Origin of the sequence: Alloalcanivorax balearicus MACL04 (assembly GCF_025532145.1) — a bacterium.
In the GTDB taxonomy this organism is placed as follows: domain Bacteria; phylum Pseudomonadota; class Gammaproteobacteria; order Pseudomonadales; family Alcanivoracaceae; genus Alloalcanivorax; species Alloalcanivorax balearicus.
In genome coordinates, this window is record NZ_ARXS01000033.1 from 31,585 (window position 1) to 50,118 (window position 18,534).

10 protein-coding genes are annotated in these 18,534 nt (G+C 61.6%); 5 read left to right on the forward strand and 5 right to left on the reverse strand.

Annotated features, from left to right (window positions below; translation table 11 throughout):
- Positions 1–446: 446 nt before the first annotated feature.
- Positions 447–1,823, reverse strand: coding sequence for a tyrosine-type recombinase/integrase (locus tag MA04_RS19440; RefSeq protein ID WP_262462324.1), 1,377 nt, complete (start codon positions 1,821–1,823; stop codon positions 447–449).
- Positions 1,824–2,610: 787 nt separating this feature from the next.
- On the opposite strand from MA04_RS19440, the gene MA04_RS19445 reads away from it, so the two are divergent.
- From MA04_RS19445 to MA04_RS19460, 4 genes are all read left to right on the forward strand, one after another.
- A complete protein-coding gene (locus MA04_RS19445; RefSeq protein ID WP_262462325.1) occupies positions 2,611–5,217 on the forward strand; it encodes a YdbH domain-containing protein in 2,607 nt (868 codons plus the stop codon).
- The gene (locus MA04_RS19450) at positions 5,214–5,414 is read left to right on the forward strand and encodes a YnbE family lipoprotein (RefSeq protein WP_022993674.1); all 201 of its coding nucleotides are present in this window, start codon (positions 5,214–5,216) and stop codon (positions 5,412–5,414) included. Before MA04_RS19445 ends, MA04_RS19450 begins: the two co-directional genes overlap by 4 nt.
- A 39-nt stretch (positions 5,415–5,453) precedes the next feature.
- A complete protein-coding gene (locus MA04_RS19455) occupies positions 5,454–5,780 on the forward strand; it encodes a YdbL family protein (protein WP_240342819.1) in 327 nt (108 codons plus the stop codon).
- A 212-nt stretch (positions 5,781–5,992) separates the two neighbouring features.
- A complete protein-coding gene (locus MA04_RS19460) occupies positions 5,993–7,093 on the forward strand; it encodes an OmpA family protein (RefSeq protein WP_163127236.1) in 1,101 nt (366 codons plus the stop codon).
- A 141-nt stretch (positions 7,094–7,234) separates the two neighbouring features.
- Here MA04_RS19460 and recD read toward each other — a convergent pair whose 3' ends face one another.
- The 4 genes from recD to MA04_RS19480 form a co-directional block, all read right to left on the reverse strand.
- Positions 7,235–9,163 carry an exodeoxyribonuclease V subunit alpha gene (recD, locus tag MA04_RS19465; RefSeq protein ID WP_262462329.1) on the reverse strand — a complete coding sequence of 643 codons (1,929 nt, stop codon included), beginning with the start codon at positions 9,161–9,163 and terminating at the stop codon, positions 7,235–7,237.
- A complete protein-coding gene (gene recB / locus MA04_RS19470) occupies positions 9,153–12,776 on the reverse strand; it encodes an exodeoxyribonuclease V subunit beta (RefSeq protein ID WP_262462331.1) in 3,624 nt (1,207 codons plus the stop codon). The genes recD and recB overlap by 11 nt, the downstream gene beginning before the upstream one ends.
- Entirely contained in the window at positions 12,773–16,186 is a 3,414-nt protein-coding gene (gene recC / locus MA04_RS19475; protein ID WP_262462333.1) for an exodeoxyribonuclease V subunit gamma, read from the reverse strand. Before recC ends, recB begins: the two co-directional genes overlap by 4 nt.
- A gap of 62 nt (positions 16,187–16,248) precedes the next feature.
- Positions 16,249–16,851, reverse strand: a complete 603-nt coding sequence (locus MA04_RS19480; RefSeq protein WP_163127240.1) for a LysE family translocator — start codon at positions 16,849–16,851, stop codon at positions 16,249–16,251.
- A gap of 163 nt (positions 16,852–17,014) precedes the next feature.
- Between MA04_RS19480 and MA04_RS19485 the strand changes: the two genes are divergently transcribed.
- Positions 17,015–18,412: an aminotransferase-like domain-containing protein gene (locus MA04_RS19485; RefSeq protein ID WP_163127241.1), complete on the forward strand. Its 1,398-nt coding sequence runs from the start codon at positions 17,015–17,017 to the stop codon at positions 18,410–18,412.
- Positions 18,413–18,534: the final 122 nt, after the last annotated feature.

Here is an 18,534-nt window from a genome sequence, read left to right on the forward strand (position 1 = left end):
AACCTGTTCGCCATTTCAGCTCCTGTTCGTTTGACTTCTTCTTTTGCCAATAGTAGTGATGCTGTCTATATGGTCAGTGTCTAGACAGAGTGGTGAACCTCTGCTGGCTGGCTGACGTAGCGCGACCATATCTCATGACGTGCTTGTGTCGGTAAGCGGGAGCGAGATGGACGGTATGTCGCGTCGGGCTACGGGATGACCAAAGCGTTGGCGAGGTGGGTTGAGCCTCGTGTTGCGAATAGCGTTCTGATGTAGCACCAGCTTTCGAATACTTTGGTCAGACAGAGCGGGAAGAAGATAACTTTTTGATTTATAAAGAAATTATGATTTTGTAAATAGACGTCTCACATCCGATCTGCTAATGCCGGAAAGCAGCCCGAAATCGGTCACGATATAACGAAATGAGCAGTCACGATGGGCTGGAATATGAAGGGATGGCTAAACGCTTACAATAGTCTTTCTATATGCTCTCCTAGTAGCTGCCATGCCTCCGCTTTCTCTTTGGCGTAGTCATGGCGCAGGTAATGCCTCCGGACTTTTGAGCCGCCCAGGAGATGATTTTGGCAGCGATCTATGATGTCGAGCGGTACGCCGATCGCTTGCATCATTGTCGCTCCCGTGCGGCGCATGTCGTGTGGGGTCCATGCGCCATTTCGACCATTTGCCAGGACCAAGCTGTCATCATTATGTCGGCCGGCCAGAGGTTTGCTGCGATTCTTGAAGCGGCACTGCCGGTCCCCGATCAATTTGCTGACAGTCTTCGTGTTTACGTGGCTGTTTCCAGCTCTGTTTGGGAATAGGAAGGGGGTGTGCCCGGTTTCCTGGTGTAGCCGTTTGAACTGTGACAATGCAAAAGGCGATAGAAAGACATGATGGTCTTGCCGCTTTCCGCGATGCCCTTTGGTGTTCTGCGCGGGGATGAACCAGTGACCGGTATCAAAGTCGACATGCTTCCACTCCGCTTGAAGCAGCTCGCCGATCCGGCATAGGGTCGCCAGGCAGATCCAGACGGTGCATTGCACGCGCGGGTTTACCGGGCGGATGCCGCTGTATTTCTGGCCCGCCGGAAGGGCAGCGTAATCTGCTTCCAGTTTCTCGAAGATGTCTCGCAGCTCTCGAATCTCTTCGGCAGAGAGTACCCGCTCCCGTTCTTCCTGATAGTCGCTATCCAGTAGGGTCTTGACATCCACCAGATCGGCAGGGTTCCCGTCAGCCATCAAGGTGCGCCAGGGTTTCCGCTTCTCTGCCCAGCGCAGCATTTGCCCCAAGTCGTTGTTCAGAATAACGACGGAGCGGTTCAGGCCGCGAGCCTTTACGGTTCTGAGCACAGAGAGAAGGTCCTTATCGGTCAAAGCACGCAACGGCTTCTTGCCAATCAAGGGGAGTACGTCCTTGCCGAAACTTCTGCGGAGTTCGGCGTTGCTATCTTGCCGCGATACGCCATCGTCGAGCCAAGCTTCAAATAGCTCGTTCACCGTCCTGTTTTCCGACGCTTGGCGCTCGGCTTCGGCGATGGTTGAGGCAATGGCAGCTTGGGCTTCAATCCTGGCTGCCTTCTGGGCAGCGGTGGGGTCGATACCTTTGGCAACTGAGGCTTTGGCTTCGTCACGGTTGGTCCGAATCTGGGCCAGTGTTTTCTTGGGCCAACTGCCGAGGCGGTAATCACGCTTGACCCCATCCAGTTTGAACTCATAGCGAAACAGTACTGTAACGCCACGCACGCCAGCGCGGACCTTCGCGACCAAGCCGTTATCCTCGCGCAGTGTCTTGCCGTCATCCATTTCGGTGAGGGCTTCCAGTTGCTTAACCGTCAGTTTGGCCATGTGCTACTCCCTGCAGAATCTGCGGTTTGATAATTTTGCCCCACTTTTGCCCCACCGGATCGTCTGGCTGTCGGCGGATGTCAGCGGACTTGTGTAGACACAAGAACAGGCTGAAAGCCGCGTATTTGCTATCATAGAGGCCTCTCTGAAAGTTCGCCAGGGTCCGTGCTCATCCATATAGAAATTGCATGGGGTGCAAGGGGTCGGAGGTTCGAATCCTCCCGTCCCGACCAAACGAGAGAGAAAGAGCCCTGGTGATTTTCACCGGGGCTTTTTTATGGTTCATCGCGGTTTAGAGGGAAACGGCCTTACCCTCCATCAGGGACAGCACAGCCGTGTTACACCTTTGCGGGAACGTCGTGAAGCAGGTTCCGCAAAGGTGTAACACGGCTCTGCTTCGAGGTGCCAGACGGCCGTTTCTGGAAAGGTCCGTCGTCGTTGGAGTCCGGAACGCGGCGGTTCACTCGAAACGGGTCTGCATGGAGGCCTTACGGGACCCTGTTTGACAGGGACGTCAAACCGGGAGCTTACAGGGATGTATTTACAGCGATCCCGGAAGGCCTCCGTGCAGACCCGTGCCCCGATGGAGACACTCATTCCCGTCATTCCGCGATGAACCTTTTTTATGCCCTCCATCAGGGACAGCGGAGACACCTATTCCCGTTATTCCATGACGAGTGCCCACCCCGCCGCCCATGGCACTTTTGCCTCGGTTTGACCTCTATATTTCCTGATCGAGACACGCCATGCTTGGCGTGGGATACATTCGTTTCCGACAAGGATCTCCATGGCAGCTTGGTCGCGGCGTCGAATCGGGGTGGTGGCAACACTGGTGGTTCTGGTGTTGTTGCTGCTGTTACCGTTCGTGGTCGCTTGGAGTCTGGGCTGGCGCTGGCAGGGGATCGGCTGGCGCCAGGGGCTGGTAGTCACCGGATTGTGGCAGCGGCAGGGCGAATGTCGCCCCTTGTCTCTGCGGGGATTGCGTCTTTCCTCGCTGCGACCCATCACCGTCACTGCCGACAGCGTGTCGATTCGCCAATGTGATTCCGATACCGATTCTGAACCGCTCTCCGAATTACCCGACCTGCCGGCGTTGGATGTCACGGTGTGGGCACTTCAGTGGCAGGACTATCCGCCGTTATCCCTTGAGGTGACGCAGGAAAAAGGTCACTGGCAGGGTCGGGCCGGATTCCGCAATGGCGAGGTGTTCGGTGATTACCGGCAGGACAGCGGTGCATGGCAGGTGCATGGGCAAATCCCTGTGTCGGATCTGGATAGCCGCGCCATCGGCGCGGTGGAACTCAACGGCTCGGGGCAATGGCTTCCTGGAAAGCCGGTCCGGGCCCAATTGGCGCTGACCGGCAGCGAACTGGGTATGGCTGGTGAGGATTACCGGGCCAATCTGAATGGCACGGTCACCGTGGAGCAACCTCACTGGCAGGCGTCACTGACGCTTTCCGACCCGCTGGCGCTGCCGGCGGGATGGCGGGTATTGCCGGGGGAAGGGCTGACCGCCAGCGGGACCTTCGATGGCTTGATTGAACAGGCCAAGGGGCGCTTGGAAGCTCGGGGACCACAAGGGCAAGCGTTGCTGACCCTGGCCAGCGATGATCAGAGATTGGGAGCAGGACAGGGGCGTTTGACGCTGTCCGAGGAATTGGATGGCACGGTCGCTTTTCAGTGGCGGAGAGAGCAGTTGCTGGTGGCGCCGTTCGAGCTGACTCTGCCGGAGCAGGTGCGATTGAGTCTGCGGGAATCGGTGACGGTGGCGTTGGCCGCCGACGGAGAAGTGACGCTGCCACTGTCCGTGCATTATCAGGACGTCACCCTGACCACCAGTAACAGCCAGTTGCTGTGGAGCCCGGACGGCGTGCATTGGCAAGGAGGGGTGTCCCTGGCCGGGCAATGGCAAGGGTATCGTCTGGGCGGCGGCTGGCGCGGCCGGGCGGGCGCGGACGGTGTTAGTGGGGAGCCGCTCACGGTGCGTCTCGAAAACGCGGATCTGAGCGTGGAGGCCACGGCGCCGGTGGCGGAATTGAAGCCGCCATACTGGCCGGGGCAGGCGTCTCTCAAGGGGCGCTATCAGCGTCTGCCGTTCCAGGCCCGGATGAGCGGGCGCCGGGATGATCATGGGGCTTGGGCCGGCAGTCTGGATGCTGATGTGGACGCGGCTGATTACCTGGACCAGGGCGGTACGGCGCACCTTGATGGTCGCTGGCAGTGGCACGATGGCGTGTTCACTCTGGCCAGGGGCGCGGCGATTTCCGTGGCTCAGGCGGTGCAGGGAAAGACCCTGTTGAAGCCATTGTCGCTGACCGCGCGGACGCCGCTGCATTATCAGGATGGCGGTATCCACGGGCAACTGGCTCTGCGGGGAGAAGGGCTGGTGGCGGAGCGTTGGGAACTGCCGGTGCTCACCGGCACGGTAAATCTGGACGGACAGCGTGCCCGCGCGGAGCTGGCGGTGAAAGATTGGGATGCGTCACTGGCGGTCAGTGCCCGTCCCTTTGGCGCCGGTTATGCCGGTGACCTGTCATTGTCCTCCGCGTTGCGTCCGGAACTGAGCCGGGGGCTTGGTTTTACCCTGCAATCCGGGCAGTTGGTCGCGGACGGCGACTGGTTGTGGGACGAGGTCGTTTCTTTTGGAGTGAAAGCCAATGTCTCCGGGGCGGACCTGGACTGGGGCAGCGTGCTGGCGCGCGGACTGAACGCACGATTGGCGCTGGACTGGCAGGATGGCGAGGCCAATCTGAGAACGCGGGAGCCGATTTCCCTGGCGTCGGTGGATGTGGGTACGCCGATCACCAATATTCGCTTGAGCGGTCACTCGGACCTGGAGGTCTGGCGTTTCAGCGACATCCGAGCCGAGGTGCTCGGCGGTGAAGTGCTGGCGCCGAAGTTGCAGTGGCCGTCGGATCAGTGGCAGACGGTGGTGGTGACCGGTATTGACCTGAACCAGGTGGCGGCGTTGCAGAATGAACCGGCGGTATCGTTGTCCGGTACGGTGGGCGGCTATCTGCCGCTGCGTTTGTCGCGCAACAGCGTGGCGGTGCGGGGCGGACGGCTGTCCAACGAAGGCTCTTTGTCCCTGGAAGTCCCAATGACCTCGGCGGTCCAGGCCATGGCGCAATCCAACCAGGCGGTGGGGCTGGCACTGGATTCATTGAATCCGCTGTTGATCAGTCGCTTTTTTGCACAGCTGGATATGGAGGACAGCGGCTGGCTGGACGCAGCGGTCACCATCGAGGGCATCAATCCGCAACAAAATCGCCTGCCCGTGGTCTTTAATTACACGCACAAGGAAAATGTCAGGGACCTGTTGCGCAGCCTGCGCATCGGTGATCAGATCACCGATGAGATCATGAAACGGACGCCGATGGAGAGCACACAATGAAAATCAATCGGGGAGGGCGAGGCCTGTTGTTGACGGCTCTGATGTTGCCGCTGATGGCCTGTACGCCCCGGGTGGCACTGGAAGCGCCCAAGGAACCGATCACCATCAACCTGAATGTGAAAATTGATCATGAAATCCGGTTGAAGGTGGAAAAAGACATCGATGCGTTGTTCGAACAGAACGACGATCTGTTTTAACGCTTGCCAGGAAAAGAGTGCCGTTTAAGGAGGCAAGGCATGATGAAGATAATCAAAATCGCGCTGATGGTGGCGGCGCTGACGATGGCGGGGAGCGCCTTTGCATTGGAACTGGACCAGGCCAAAACCCAGGGGTTGGTGGGCGAGCAGCCCAATGGCTATCTGGGGGTGGTGAAGGCAACGCCGGAAGCGGTGCAACTGGTATCGGAAGTCAATGAAAAACGGCGCCAAGCTTACGAACGCATTGCCCGTCAGAACGGTATCACGCTGGAGCAGGTGGCTAATCTGGCCGGTCAGAAGGCCATCGGGAAAACCGCCGGCGGGGAATACGTCAAAACTCCGGACGGGCAGTGGGTTAAAAAATAATTCATAGGTCATTGTGATTAGTTTTGTATTTTTTCTAGTGATAAATGACCTTATTCACGGAAGGTCATTTGAAACGGAACGCTTAGGGAATGTTAGATGAGGTAAAAAAAGTTCCTCTTTTTCTCAATATTTACCTTTGCCTATCCTCATAAGGCGATGGCGGCTTTACATTGATCCCATTGTGGATCGATTTGTACCGATAGGAGCTTGCCATGAAAGAAAGATTGCTCGCAGCGGCGTTCATCTCCCCGTTGATGATTGCCGCCCCCGCCTTCGCCGAAAATGTACCGGATACTTATGGGTACATCGGTGCCAACGCCAGCCATTATTTCTTTTACGACAACGAAGCTTTCGGTGAAGATGTCGATGGCGGTGAAGACAACTGGTTCTATGGTGGCCAGCTTGGCTGGCGCTTCAACCCCAACTGGTCCATCCAGGCCTGGTACGAAGAATCCGATGGTGACGTGGAAAGCGATTACGATTCCGGTGCCCGCTGGGATGTACAAAGCTATTTCGCCAGCCTGCGTTACCACATGAACGGCACCAGCTTCCTGGGTTTTGAACCCTATGCCGGTTTCAACATGGGCGACCTGGTACTGGAAAGCCTCAACGACAACGCTACCGGCGATAAAGGCGACAAGCAACACGCCTTCATGACCGGGGTGGAAGTCGGTATTCAGCGTGCCTTCGCTGATCGCATCCTGCTGGATTTGGGCACCCGTCAGGCCTATGCGGCGGATCGGGATTTCTGGACCGGCCAGGTCTACGCCGCGGTTAACGTTCTGTTTGGTGTGAGCACCGCTCACGCAGCACCAGAACCGGAGCCGGAACCGGTGATTGGCGACCAGGATGGCGATGGCGTACCGGATGATCGTGATGCCTGTCCGGATACCCCGGCCGGTGCCGTGGTGGATGAGCGCGGTTGTCAGAAGTACGACACGGTTAACGATCAAAGCATGAACGTGATTTACTTCGGCTTCGATAAAGCGGACATCGGCGCCCAGTTCAATGACGAAGTACGTCAGGCCGCGGATAACCTGAACAAAGGCGAAAGCGGTTCCATCCGCGTGGAAGGCCATGCCGACAGCACCGGTCCGGAGGAATACAACCAGGGTCTGTCCGAACGTCGTGCCCAGGCGGTGAAAGATCGTCTGATTCAGGACTACAAAGTGGACGGCACCAAGATCACCACCAAAGGCTTCGGCGAAACCCGTCCGGCGGAATCCAACGACACCCGCGAAGGCCGGGCGAATAACCGTCGCGCGGAAATCTTCGTCGACACCGAACAGTCCGAACCGCAGTTCAAGGAGTAAGCGTCTGAACGGACAGGGATGTCCGGCGTGACCAGAAAGGGCGGCGTAAGCCGCCCTTTTTTTGTTCATCGCGGATGAGAGGGAACCGGCAAGCGCAGGTGTTCTTCTGGCCTTGGAGACATAAATTCGTAGCCCCTGTTGTTAGAGCCCCGGAAGGCCTCCATGCTCCCTGTTCAGTCGCTGCCACAGTCCGGAAGCGCGCCAGGTGCGCCGGCTGACGGCCTGGTTCAGCACTGTGCCTGAACCGCATTCGAGCAGGGTGAAGGTCTCCCGCGCCCGGGTCACCGCGGTATAGATCAGTTCCCGGGTCAACAGCGGATGCGGCCGGTCCGGAAGGATCAGCAGGGTATGTCGGAACTCTGAGCCCTGGGATTTGTGCACGGTCATCGCGTAGACCGTTTCCACGCCGCCCAGCCGGCTTGGCAATACCCACTTGATGCGGCCATCCGGTAATGGAAACGCCACTCTCAGGCCATCCGGATGGGCCAGGGTCAGGCCAACGTCGCCGTTCATCAGACCAAGCTGATAATTGTTGTGGGTAAGCATCACCGGACGCCCCGGATACCATTCATGTTCGTCCGCCAGGCCTTGCCGGTGCAGTTGCCGGGTCAGTTGCTGATTCAGCTCGGTGACGCCGAAGGGGCCGCCGCGCAAGCCGCTCAACAACTGCCGCTCGGTTAACCGGGCCAGCAGTTGGGCGGCCCAGTTGTCCAGTTCGTCACTGTCCGGTGTGTTGGCCGCTTCGAGCAGCAGCGCTTTCAACCCCGGATGCGAGGCCGTGCCGTCGATCAGGAAACGGTGCGGATAGTGAGGATCGCGGCGCAGGTCCACGCGCTGTAGTTGATCCGTATGTTGTCGGAAGACGCTGATGACACTCCGGTTATCACCTTGATTCACCGCCTGGGCCAGCGCGCCGATGCCGGGGCTGTCACGGAAGCGCCAGTTACGCCGCAGCATGGCGGTCTGTTGTGCCAACGGGCCGCCGTCGCCGCGCCAAGCGGTCAGGTCGGCTCCGCAGTTCTGTTGAATGAAGTCCACCGTGGTCGCGTCGTAGCCGCCCCGGTCGGCGTCGCGGCAAAGGTCACCGAGGACCGCGCCGGCTTCCACGCTGGCCAACTGGTCCTTGTCGCCCAGCAGCACCAGTCGGGTGTTGGCGTCCAGGGCGTCGAGCAGACTGGCCATCATTTCCATGTCGATCATGCTGGCTTCGTCCACCACCACCAGATCCGCGTGCAGCGGGTTATGGCGGTGATGACGGAAGCGGCGGCTGTCAGGGCGGGTGCCGAGCAGGCGGTGCAGAGTGCTGACCTCGGTGGGAATGGCCGAGCGCACGGTTTCCGGCAGCGGCAGCCGCGCCACCTGATCGCCGATGGACTGCGTCAGCCGGGTGGCGGCCTTGCCGGTGGGGGCGGCCAGACGAATACGCAGGGCGCGGCCCTGTTCCAGCGCCAGGCTTTGCAGCAAACCCAGCAGACGCACCACGGTGGTGGTCTTGCCGGTGCCGGGGCCGCCGGTGATCACCGTCAAGCGGGCACGGGTGGCCAGGGCGCAGGCCACCTGCTGCCAATCCACTTCGTCATCGCCGTCGACGAACAGCTTTGCCAGAGCGGCGCCTGGGGGGGCGGAGGGTTCGTGCCGCAGCCGTGCCAGCAGCAAGTCGGCGACCTTGACCTCCTGGGTCCAGTTGCGATGCAGGTAGAGACGGGAACCGTCCAGCACTAAGGGCTGACCAGGGCCTTCGCCAACCAGCTCACTGGCCCGCAGCAGCGCGTGCCACTGTTGCGGTTGCGGCGGCAGTAACGGCACCAGACCGTCCGGCATGCCCGCCGGCCATAGCCGTTGGGCCAACTCCGGCTCGTCCAGGTCCAGACACAGATGCCCCGCCGCCAGCTGCGCGCTGGTGAGCGCGGCGATCACCAGGACCGCCGGATCGGTGTTCGGTGCCTGCTGGTGCAGAAACCGCGCCACCGCTACGTCCAGGTCACGCAACTGACCCTGATCGCGCACTTGCTCCAGGGCACTTTGCCAGTCGACGGCGGCGAACAGATCGCCTTGTCCATCACTTCGCATGGGCGTCTCCCAGGAACAGCCGGTCCAGAGCCTCCACCAGCGCGGCCGGAGCGGCGCTGAAAACGGTGCCGGCGGAGGGCGCGCCGAGACCGCGAAGAAAGACGTAGACGGCGCCTCCCAGATGGCTATCCGGGTGATAGTCGTCGCCGAGGCGGCTGCGCAGTAAACGGTGCAGTGCCAGCAGGTACAGCGCGTACTGCACTTCGTAACGATGCTCCAGCAACGCCTCGACCAGCGCATCATCGCCGTAGGCGTCATCGTCCGGGCCGAGCCAGTTGGATTTATAGTCCAGCACGTAATAGCGGCCCCGGTGCTCGAACACCAGATCCATGAAGCCCTTGAGCATGCCGTTCAGGGTATCGGCTTCCAGGCGTGGCCGTGGCTGTCCGGGATAGAGATGCTCGCGGATCAGGGCATCCAGCCGTGTCACCGGCACCTGTTCGGCGGGCAGCAGAAATTCCATTTCCGCCACCGGCCGATCCAGGTCCCCCAGACGTACCCGCTCTTGCTGTAGCGGCAGGGGCGTCGTCAAAGTCTGGCGCCACCACTGCTTCACTGTGGTGTCGTGATCCTGCCAGTGGCGGGCTTCCAGTTGCTGGCCGACCCTTTTGTCCATCTCTTCCGGGGCGTCCAGGCAGGTCCGGAACCCCTGGTTGGCGGCATGCTCCAGCAAATCATGCAGCAAGGTGCCGGGCAGAGGGCCGCGAGGAAACGCATGCACCCCCGCCGTGGCGGTTTCCATCATCGGTTTCTGCACGGGTTCCGGCTCGGCTTCCGCCAGTTGATCGGCGCGGGCGTCGGCGGGAGCCAGCGGTTCCTCCACCTGCCGCAGGGCACTGTAGCTGGCGATCCACCAGGGCGTGCGCGGACGCCTGGGAAAAATTTTCTGTTCGCGCAGTCGGGCCACTGTGTTGACCGGCTGATAGACCTCGTCATTGCCGGGTGGCGCGGGCATTACCGTGATGGCATCGTCGCTCAACGGGCCCAGCGTGGACAGCAATTGATCATTGGCCACGCCCTGGGGGCCGAACAACAGCTGGCCGATGGCGCTGCGTGGCAGTTGATTTTGTTGGGCGCGGCCCTTGGCATAGGGCGCCAGGCCCAGGGTGCAGCTGTGGCAGGCCCGGGTCAGTGCCACGTAGAGCAAGCGCATGTCCTCGGCCAGACGCTCGTGATCGGCGAGACGCTCGATGTCGTCGTCCGGTTCCAGCGACACGACAAGATGGGCGTCGTCCTGTCCTTTACGGTGATAACGCAGGGGCGGCTTGCTCTTTTCCGCCGCGCGGAAACTGCAAATGAAGGGCAGATAGACCACCGGGTATTCCAGGCCCTTGGACTTATGAATGGTGATCACCTTGACCCGGTCATCGTCGCTTTCCAGGCGCAGAATGCTGTCGTTGTTGCTGCCGCGCTGATCGTTGACGGTGTCCTCCAGATAGCGGATCAAGGCCTGCTCGCCGTCCAACTGGGTGGCGGCCTGTTGCAGCAGCTCGGCAAGGTGCAACAGGTTGGTGAAGGCGCGCTCTCCGTCGAGACTGCGCTGTAGTCGTGCCGGCACCGAGAAGTCCATGAGCAGGCCCCGGAACATCGGCAGCACACCCTGTTGCCGCCATTGTTCGCGATAGCCGTGGAAGCGATTGACCATGGCTTCCCAGCGCACCTCATCCCGATTGATCCGGTCCAGTTCCTGGTAGGGCAATGACAGCGTGCCGGAGGCCAGGGCACTGCGTACGCGCACATCGGATTCCGGGCTGGCGCAGGCGCGCAGGATCAGCAAAAGATCCTGCGCTTCCGGCTGCGCGAACACGGAGTCTTGATCGGACAGGTAAACGCTGCGCACGCCCCGAGCGAGCAGAGCGTCGCGGATCGCCTTGGCCTCGGTACGATCACGCACCAGCACGGCCACATCACGAGGGCGCAAAGGCGTGAAGTGCTGGTCCTCGCGGAAGCCGGTGACACCCTGTTCGGCGCCACTGAGCAGGTGGGCGATCTCGGTGGCGCAACGGGCCGCCTGGTGTTGCCGATAAACGCCGGAGGAGATGGCTTTGTCGCTGTCTTCCACCCAGAGCGTGACGCCGGATTTGGTTTCTCCGTCCACCAACAGCGTGTCCTTGCGCCCCTGGGCCTCCACCGCTTCGAAAGGAATGGCGTTGTCCATCATGAAGACATCGCCGTGGCTGTCCTGGCTGTATTCGAACAAGCGGTTCACCGCCGCCACCATCGGCGTCGCCGAACGGAAATTCCGGCCCAGGGTATAGTGATGCCCCTTGGTGGCACGCCGGGCTTGCAGATAGGTGAACACGTCGGCGCCGCGAAAGGCGTAGATCGCCTGTTTGGGGTCGCCGATCATGAACCAGCCGGTGTCGTCGCGGTGCTCATACAACGCTGAAAAAATCCCGTACTGGGTGGGATCGGTGTCCTGGAATTCGTCGATCAACGCCACCGGGAACTGATCGCGGATCACTTGTGCGAGCCGGGCCCCGTTGTCGCCGTGCAGGGCGCCGTGGAGACGGCTCAGCATATCGTCAAACCCCATGGTGGCGGTTTGCCGGCGCATCCGGTCCACCCGTTTGCCGATCCAGGCGGCGGCGTGGGCAAGCAGGTCGGTGCGCGGCAACGCCGCTTGTTCCCGTTGCGCCAAGATCTGATCCAACTGATCACAGAAGGCGAAGCCGGGGCGATGTTCCTCGCCTTTCTTGGTCAGCTTCATGCCTGCTGTGGAGAAGCGTGCGAGCGTGTCGTAGTCCTTGTCGTTCAGTACCTCGCCGGCGGCGTAGCGTTCCAGCGTCAGCAGCATGCCCGGCAGGCTGTTGGCGCGGTAACTGTTGCCGTTGAGCCATTTGTTGTCACGGGCGCTGTGCACCCATTCGAGCAACGCCGGCAACTCGGCGGTGAGGGTGTCGCGAGCGTTTTGCTCCAGGGCCGCTTGCGGGCCGCTATCATCGAGCCAGCGTTGCACGCTTTCCGGCAGAGTGTCCGGATCGGTGCCGCTGAGACCCAGCAGCGGCCGGCATTGCGCCAGCAGGGCTTCCGGGTGGCCCAGCTTGTTGGCTTGCAGTGCATTGGCGGCGCTTACCGGGAACCGTGCTATGACGTTACGCCAGTAGTCGCAGGCGGCGAGCTGCTGTTCATCACTGGCGTCCTCCTGCAATTCCAGGCTGAACAGACTGCCGGAATCGAACGCATGTTGTTTGAGCATGCGGTTGCAGAAACCATGAATGGTGTAAATGGCGGCTTCATCCATCCACTGGGCGGCGGCGTTCAGCCGTTGCGCGCAATGGCGGCGTTGCTCATCGTCGGCGTAGTCGTCCAGCAAACCTTGGAGAATGACATCGGGCTTGTGAGCCTGGGGATCGGCGAACACCCGTGCCGCTTCCGCCAACCGGTCGCGGATTCGCTCCCGCAGTTCCTCGGTGGCGGCTTCGGTGAAGGTCACCACCAGGATTTCCGGCGGCAGCAAGGGTTGGCGGAACGCGGCCTGGCCGCCGTGCCCCAGCACCAGCCGCAGATACAGCGCCGCCAGGGTAAAGGTCTTGCCGGTGCCGGCACTGGCTTCGATCAGGCGCGTGCCGTGCAATGGGAAAGTGAGCGGCAGCGGGCGTGGCTGGCTCATGCGACCGGCCCTCCCTGTTCAGTCCATTGCGCCTGTTGGTAGAGCGGCGCGTAGAGCTGTTCGGTCCAGTGACAGAAGGCCGGCTTGTCGTCATGCCGCACCGCCAACATGGCGTCGAAGCCGGACCAGGCACGGGCGATGGCCGGTTCCCGGAATTGTTCACCGTCGCTGTTGAAACCAGGCTCGAAGACCTTGCGGGCCTCGGCCTCGCCTTTGTCTTTTTCCTCTCCGGCCAGCCAGGCGAAGGCGGTGGCACAGGCAATGGGTAACGGTTCGCACAGGGCCTGCTGCCAGGCCCGGCCGATGGCGTCGAGCCGTTCCCGCGCGGTGGCCGGGTCCATTGGCGCGAGGCTGTACAGGCCGTCCTGTCCCTGAATTTGCGTGGTCAGGGCGTGGCCGCTGGCGCAGGCGGCAAGGTGTATGACCCAGTCGGTGGTCAGCTTCTCCAGAGAGCCTTGCAGACGGCTGGTTTTCAATACCAGCCGTCGCGGCCGGGAGGCCTCGCCGCGCAGGTCCACCAGCCAGTCTTCCAGCGGCAGGCCGCCGGCGTCGAGCTGGATTTCCAGTTGCGGTTGTAGCGCGCCGCTTTGTGCCAGCAACAGGAAGTACTGCTGCAGGGGGCGTCGCAACGGCATCAACAAGGTGGCGCGGCTACCCTCGGCGAAGGGCGCCAACGGCAACGCGCCGCTGCCGGCCAGGCGTTCCAGAGTAGTGTGCATGGCCTCGCTGGCCTGATCCGGCCCGGCGCGCAATGCTTCGCCGAGCAACTGGTCCTGCAACTGCCAGCGCTCCAGCCCCTGCACACTGAACGGCTCGGTGTCGTCGAGGTTATGGCTGTCCTGCCGGAGCTGGGCTTTCAATCGTTGCTCGAAGAAATGCGCCACCGGCTGCTTGAGAAAACGCCCGAGAGCGGCGCAACTGACCGGCTCATTATTTTCCAGCGGCGGCAGCGGCAAGGGATTGTCTTCTTCCGCCGTCTCGTCGTGGGCGTGCAGGGGGCGCCATTCGTTGGCGTAGGTGGTCAGGTCGTCGTCGGCATCGAAGTAACGGCGGCTGAAAGGTTGCAGCGGATGCTGCACGGTCAGGTGGTCGGCCACATCACCACCATTGCCGGTGCTCTTATCGACGCTCTTATCGACGATCTGCCAACGCTGATTGAGATAGTCGCGCAACTGCGCCACCAGCACCGAAGGCGGCCGTTCGCTGTTGTCGCGGACATTGCGACCGGTCCAGCTTATGTACAGGCCGTCGCGAGCACTGAGCAGGGCCTCCAGAAACAGATAGCGATCATCGTCACGGCGCGAGCGGTCGCCGGGACGGTAGCGGCCCCATTGCCGCATCAGATCAAAGTCCATCGGTTGTTGTTGGCGGGGGTAGTCACCGTCCTTCATGCCCAGCAGGCAGACATGCCGGAAGGGGATGGCGCGCATCGGCATCAGCGTGCAGAAATTGATGCGCCCGGCCATGAAACGCTGTGACAGACTCTCGGCGTTAAGCGCATCCAGCAGCGGCCGGCGCGCCACCGTCAGCGGCAAGGTGCCGGCGAAGTCCGCTTCCTCACAGGCCGCCAGCCAGTCACTGAGGGCGTCGCGCAGGCCGGCATCCAGGGCCTGATCCTCGGCACTGTCCGGTGCGAACAGATCGTCCAGCAGGGCGGTGAAACGGGCCTGCCATTGTTGAACGTCGGCCGGTTCGCGCACCGCCCGCCAATGCCGTTGCAAGGTGTCCAGCAGGCGCGCAAGCCGCCCGGCCAGTTCCGCGCCCAGACCCGCCACTTCGTCAAGCGGCTCGATGCCGCGCCAGGCCGGGGCGTCGCCGAGCAGGTAGCCGGCCAGCATCCGTTTCAAGCCAAACGCCCAGCTGTTTTGCTCGAAGCCGGGAACGTCGAGGCTGTGTCGTTGCTCCGCGTCCAGCCCCCAGCGAATGCGGGCCTGTTCGATCCATTGCGTCAGTTGCGGCAAGGCGCTCTCTTCGATGCCGAAGCGGCGGCGCACTGCTGGCACGTCGAGCAGGTCGAGAATATCCGAGGCAGTGAAACGCCATTGCGGCAGATGCAGTACCGTTTCCACCGCCTGGGCCAGGGGCGAGGCGGCGCCGGCGCTGCGGTCGCTGAGCGTGTAGGGCAGGTAACGGGGATCGCCGTGATCCAGGCGGCCGAATACGGCGTCGATGTGCGGCGCGTAGGCCTCGATGTCCGGCACCATGACGATGACGTCGCGCGGCTTGAGATCCGGGTCGTGGGCAAACCGTTCCAGCAGTGCGTCCTGAAGAATTTCCACTTCCCGCTGGGCGCTGTGGGCGATGCGGAATTGCAGTGAGTCATCCACCCGCAGAGCAGGGCGCTGGTCGCGTGCGGGCAACGGCTCCAGTTCGAGAATGTCATGCTGCAGCTGTTGCAGCAGCGTTTCCGGCTCGCGGTCTTCGAACAGATCAATTTGATTGTGGAAGGCGGCCCGGTAGCTGTCGGGATCGTCGTGGTCGTAAAGCAAACCGATAAAGTCCCGGCCTTGTTTTCCCCAGGCGGCGAGCAGCGGGTTGACGCGGTTTTCCGGCAGGGCGGTCAGGTGCCGTTTGCGCTGCTCCAACTGCCGGCGCAGCAGATGCCGGTCCTCGACGATGTCCGCCCAGTAATGGCGGCACGGATTCTGTACCAACATCAGGATCTGACAATGGCTGCTGAGGGCAGCCAGCGCCTCCAACCCTTGTTGCGGCAGGGCGCTGATACCGAAAATCACCAGCCGGCGCGGCAACCCCGGGGGAGACTCACCGTTGCGCAGGGCGGAAACAAAGGCGTTGTGGATGGCACTGCGGCTGAGGGTGGTTTGCGTCGCGTCCATGTCCGCCAGTACCGCTCGCCACAGATGTGCCTGCCAGCGCTGGCTTTCCGGAAAGTCATCGAACAGCGCTCGTTCATCGGAACGCCGCAATCGATCCTCTCCCTGTTCCCAGTCCGCCAACCAGTCCGCCCGGTAGACCTGATAAGCGTCGTACAGGTCGGCCAATCGTTCCGCTAACTGGTGGCGTTTGCGGCCATCGGCGTCGTCGGCAAGAAAATGACGCAACGGGCCGAAGCGATCATCGTCCAGCAGCATCGGCAGTAGCCGATAGAGCCGCCACAGCAGTCTCGACTTATCGAACGGTGACGTACGTGGCACCCGGTCTTCGCCGAGCACGGTGCGGTAGGCGTTCCAAAGAAAGCGGGCGGGCATTTGAAAGCGGGTGCCGGCGGCGATGCCGAGGGCGTCGGGCCCGGCCAGCTTGAGCTTGAGCCATTGCGCCATGCCGTTGGATTGCACCAGCACCGTTTCCGTTTCCAGCGGCGCCAGCGGATAGCGTCCCAGCCACTCGATAAGCAGATCGGTAAGCGTTTCCAGACGGTTGCTGTGCAGCACCATCAGGCCGTTTTGCATGCCAGGTTCCCAGGACTGATTCGACGATCAGGCCAGTGTACGTCAGGCGGCGGGCCTTGGCATCACGACATGAAAGTGGGGTAGAGCGACAGCAACAGCAAGGCCGCCATGGCCAGATTGAAGCGGCCCAGTCTTTGCCCATGTTGCAGCCAGCCCTGTAAGGCCACGCCACCAAGATTCCACAGCGAAATCAGCGGCAGCCCGAGAAAGAAGAAACACAATGCCACCAGCATCAGGCTGGCGGAGAAATGCAGCGGATCGGTATAGGTGGCCACGGCGGTGACCATCATCATCCAGGCTTTCGGGTTGACCCATTGGAACAGGGCGGCCTGCCAGAACGTCAGTGGTGCGCCGCGGTGATCGCCACGCAGTGGCGCATGGCGGTGCCGTACCAACTGCCAGGCCAGATAGAGCAAAAAGAGCAGGCCGAGAACGCGCAGCGTCAACGACAGTTGCGGAAAGCGGGCCAGCAGTTGCCCCAGGCCCAGCGCCACGCACAACAGCAGGATCTGACAGCCCACCAGAATGCCCATGATATGCGGCAGAGAGCGGCGGAATCCGGCGTTGGCGCCGGAGGCCATCAGCATCAGATTGTTGGGGCCGGGGGTGCCGGTCATCACCGTCACGAATCCGGCCAGGGGCAGCAGTGTTTCCCAATATCCCATGTGACCTTCTTAAACAGGTTCTAAGAAAGGTCAGATTAAGCTTGCACGGGGTAGGGATACAGATATAAAAACGTCAATTTGAACCGGCACAGTTTAGGTGTGGGCCAGCTGTGCCAATGATGCTCGCCTCCTGAGCACGCCGCCTGAAATGGAGAACGCTGGCATGACCCTTTATCACCAACTGGCCGACCAGCTGCAGACGCTGATTGAAAAGCGTGTCTACGACGTTGGCCAGCGCCTCCCGGGGGTGCGCAGATTGAGTCATCAGCATAATGTCAGCGTGGCCACGGCGGTGAGCGCCTGCCGTGAACTGGAACAGCGCGGTGTGTTGGAGGCGCGCCCCCGATCCGGCTATTACGTGTCGCGGCCGCCGGCCCGTTTCGATGCGCCGCGAATGCGTCGCGCCAGTACCCGGCCGCGGGCGGTGAGCGGTCAGGACCGGGTGCTGGAACTGATTCAGGCGGTCAACGATCCGTCGCTGGTGAATTTCGGGGCGGCGGTGCCGGATCCGGATTTCATGCCGGTGGCGGCGATTGAGCGGGCCTTCCATTCGGTACTGCGGGAGCAGCGGCGCCGTTGTGTCGGGTATGAATTTCCTCCGGGCGCCCTGGAACTGCGTCAGGCCATTACCCGTCGTCTGGTGGCGCTGCAATGTCCGGTGTCGCCGGACCAGGTGCTGATCACCAACAGTTGCCAGGAAGCGGTGACCATTGCGCTTAAGCTGTTGACCAAGCCCGGTGATACCGTGGTGGTGGAATCGCCCACCTATTACGGGCTGTTGCAGGTGCTGGAATCGCTGGGACTGAAAGCACTCGAGATTCCTTCCGACCCGCGGCAGGGGATTTCTCTGGAAGCGTTGGCCGTGGCGCTGGAGCGCTGGCCGGTGAAAGCCTGCGTGCTGGTCACCAACTTCGCCAATCCGTTGGGGTCGTGTCTTTCCGATCAGGACAAGCAAGCGTTGCTGTCATTGCTGAGCCAACATCGAGTGCCTCTGGTGGAAGATGATATCTACGGTGATCTGCCGCTGTTTGGGCCGCGTCCGCGGCCGGTGAAAAGCTGGGACCGGGACGGGCTGGTTTACTATTGTGCGTCGTCGTCGAAGACACTGTCCGCGGGGCTGCGGGTCGGCTGGCTGGTGCCTGGCGGTCAGCAGCGGCGCGCCGAGTATCTGCAGTTCATCAATACGGTATCGGTGGCGACGGCCTCGCAGCTGGCGATGGCGCGCTATCTGGAGCGGGGCCATTACGACCGCTTCCTGCGGCAGCTGCGCGGCGAACACGCCAAGGCGGTGGCGCGAATGACATCGCGGGTGGAGCAGTTGTTTCCGGATGGGACCCGGATCAGCCGTCCGGCGGGTGGGTTCGTACTGTGGGTGGAACTGCCCGGGCAGATCGATACCACGGTGCTGGCGGAACAGGCCTTGCAGGAGGGGGTGAGTTTCGCGCCGGGATCATTGTTTTCCACCGGCAATAAGTTCTCGTCCTGCCTGCGGTTGAACTGCGCGGTGCGTTGGGACAATCGGGTGGAAAAAGGTCTGGCGCGGCTGGCGGCGTTGTTGTGACAGGCTGATCTCGTTGGTTGTCGACGAAACAATATCGCGACAGGTCTGTACAAAGGCCCTTCTGCCTCCCATAACATCGATCGTTGGTATGGAAGGGGCCACGAAGCCGCTGTGGGAGCTTG